This window comes from Skermanella sp. (genome assembly GCF_059503625.1).
This window is the reverse complement of sequence record NZ_JCACHA010000650.1, coordinates 11,092-14,003: the sequence shown is the minus strand read 5'-3', so window position 1 is coordinate 14,003 and position 2,912 is coordinate 11,092. Positions and strand designations below refer to the sequence as shown.

Here is a 2,912-nt window from a genome sequence, read left to right as displayed (position 1 = left end):
CTCCATCACGATCAACGGCTGGCCCTTGGCCACCTCGGCGCCGGCCTCGGCCAGCACCGCGATGATGCGGCCCGGCATCGGCGCGATCAGCTTCCCTCCCGGAGCCTCGGCGTCCCCGGCACCGGCCAGCGGCTCGATCAGGGTCAGACGATGGCTGCTGCCCTGGTGGAACACGGTGACGTCGGCGCCGCGCCGGACGATGGTGGCGCGGACGCGCCGACCGCCGAGATCGGCCGCAAGGTTGCCGTCACCATCCAACTGCCCCGAAGCCTCGACGGCGCCGCCCGGCAGCTCCAGCCGGTAGCCGCCGCGCCGGTAGATCAGGTTCACCGCCCGGTCCGTCCCGCCGTCGCGCAGCGTCAGCGTGTCGTGGGCGTCGTCATTCAGCCGCCAGCCGTCGTTGCCGGCCCAGGGGCTGTACGGATCGCCCGACTCTGCCGCCCGCGCCTGCGCCTTGGCGCGCCGGTCCAGCAGGACTCCCAGTGCGGCGAAGGCCAGCACGTCGCCGCCGGCAGGGGCAGGCTCCGGAAGCAGGTCGGCCTGATGCCGCTCGATGAAGCGGGTATCCAGATCCGCCGCCAGGAACGCCGGATGCGAGGCGATGGCCAGCAGGAATTCGGTATTCGCCCCCAGCCCGACGACCTGCGTGGCCTCCAGCGCCGTCCGCAGCCGCCGCACCGCCGAGGCGCGGTCGTCGGCCCAGACGATCAGCTTGGCGATCATCGGGTCGTAGTGGATCGAGATCGCGTCCCCCGCCCGCACGCCGGTATCGACGCGGACATGGAAGGTTTCTTTCGGAAACACCAGATGGTCCAGCCGCCCGGTCTGCGGCAGGAAGCCCTTCTGCGGGTCCTCGGCATAAAGCCGGACCTCGATCGCATGCCCCTGGATGGAAAGTTCGTCCTGGCTCCTCGGCAGCGGCTGGCCGGACGCCACCCGAAGCTGCCACTCCACAAGGTCCTGGCAGGTGATGTACTCGGTCACCGGATGCTCGACCTGGAGCCGGGTGTTCATCTCCATGAAGAAGAACGAGCCGTCCTCGTCCAGCAGGAACTCCACCGTTCCCGCCCCGACATAGCCGATCGCCTTGGCGGCGGCCACCGCCGCCTCGCCCATCCGCCGCCGGGTATCGGGGTCGAGGTTGGGGGCAGGCGCTTCCTCCACCACCTTCTGGTGGCGACGCTGGATCGAGCAGTCGCGCTCGAACAGGTAGACGCAATTGCCTTGGCTATCGGCGAAGACCTGGATCTCGACGTGGCGCGGCCGGGTGACGTAGCGCTCGATCAGCACGCGGTCGTCGCCGAACGAGTTGATCGCCTCCCGCTTGGCGCCGTTCAACTGGTCGTCGAACTCCTCGGCGCTGGTCACCACCCGCATACCCTTGCCGCCGCCGCCGGCCGACGCCTTGATCAGCACGGGAAAGCCGATGCGCTTCGCCTCGGCGCGCAGAAGCTCCGGCGACTGGTCCTCGCCATGGTAGCCGGGCACCAGCGGCACGCCCGCCGTCTCCATCAACGCCTTGGCCTCCGACTTGCCGCCCATGGCGCGGATCGCCGACGCCGGCGGTCCGATGAAAACGACTCCCGCCTCGGCGCAAGCCTCGGCGAAGCCGGCGTTCTCCGACAGGAAGCCGTAGCCGGGATGGATCGCCTCGGCTCCGGTCGTCCGGGCTGCCTCCAGGATGGCGTCCGCCCGCAAATAGCTGTCGCGGGCGGGCGCCGGGCCGATGTGGACGGCCTCGTCGGCCATCTCGACATGCAGCGCCTTGGCGTCGGCGTCGGAATAGACCGCCACCGTGCGGATGCCGAGCAGCCGGGCCGTGCGGATGACCCGGCAGGCGATTTCGCCCCGGTTGGCGATCAGGATCTTGGAGAACATGGGTCTACCTCGCCGTCCAGGCCGGCTTGCGCTTTTCAAGGAATCCCGCCAACCCTTCCCGCCCTTCGGCGGAGGCGCGGATGGTGGCGATCCGTTCGGCGGTGTCCCGGATCAGGCCGGCGTCGACCGGCCGGTGGGCGACCGCGAAGATCAGGTCCTTGGCGGCGCGCTGCGCGGCGGGGCCGCCGTCGGCCAGCCGCTCAAGGACCGCATCGACACCGGCGTCCAGCTCGCCCGCCGGCACGACCCGGTGCACCAGCCCCAGCCGCAGGGCCTCCGCCGCGTCGAACCGTTCCGCCGTCAGGAAATAGCGCCGGGACGCCCGCTCGCCGATGGCGGCCACGACATAGGGGGAGATCACGGCGGGGATCAGCCCCAGCCGTACTTCCGACAGGCTGAACGACGCGGCATCGGACGCAATCGCGATGTCGCAGCAGGCGACCAGCCCGACCCCGCCGCCGAACGCCGGCCCCTGGACCCGCGCCACCGTCGGCTTGGGCAGGAAGTTCAGCACCCGCATCAGCTCCGCCAGGGCTCCGGCATCGGCCAGGTTCTCGGCATGGCCGTAACCCGCCATCCGCTGCATCCAGCCCAGATCGGCCCCGGCCGAAAAGTTCTTGCCCTCCGCCCTCAGCACGACCGCCCGCACGGCACCGTCGTCGCCCAGCCGGCGCAGGACGCCGGTCAGGTCCGCGATCATCGCGTCGTTGAAGGCGTTGTGGACCTCCGCCCGGTTCAGGGTGACGAAGGCTACGCCATCCTCGCGGATCTCGGTCAGAACGTGGTTGTCGTCCATCTTGCTTTCCCCTCCCTGCGCCATCCCCATCACATCCGGAACACGCCGAACTTCGGCGGCGGGATCGGGGCGTTGAGGGCGGCGGAGATGCCGAGGCCCAGCGTCATGCGGGTGTCGGCCGGGTCGATGATGCCGTCGTCCCACAGCCGGGCGCTGGCGTAATAGGGATGGCCCTGGTGCTCGTACTGGTCGCGGATCGGAGCCTTGAAGGCTTCCTCGTCCTCGGCGCTCCAGCTCT

Annotated in this window: 3 protein-coding genes; all 3 read right to left on the bottom strand. The window is 70.3% G+C overall.

Annotated features, from left to right (window positions below):
- Positions 1-1,878: acetyl/propionyl/methylcrotonyl-CoA carboxylase subunit alpha (locus AC5JJ6_RS20010; protein WP_496043743.1), on the bottom strand; the 1,878-nt coding region annotated here is incomplete at its 3' end.
- A gap of 4 nt (positions 1,879-1,882) precedes the next feature.
- On the bottom strand, positions 1,883-2,674 hold the full coding sequence (locus tag AC5JJ6_RS20005) for an enoyl-CoA hydratase/isomerase family protein (protein ID WP_496043742.1): 792 nt from the start codon (positions 2,672-2,674) through the stop codon (positions 1,883-1,885).
- Positions 2,675-2,703: 29 nt separating this feature from the next.
- Positions 2,704-2,912 (bottom strand): carboxyl transferase domain-containing protein (locus AC5JJ6_RS20000; protein ID WP_496043741.1); only part of this gene is annotated, 209 nt, incomplete at its 5' end.

What these genes read in the sequence shown, in the direction of transcription:
- AC5JJ6_RS20005 (WP_496043742.1), bottom strand. Translation starts at nt 2,674, where the DNA reads ATGGACGACAACCACGTTCTGACCGAGATCCGCGAGGATGGCGTAGCC.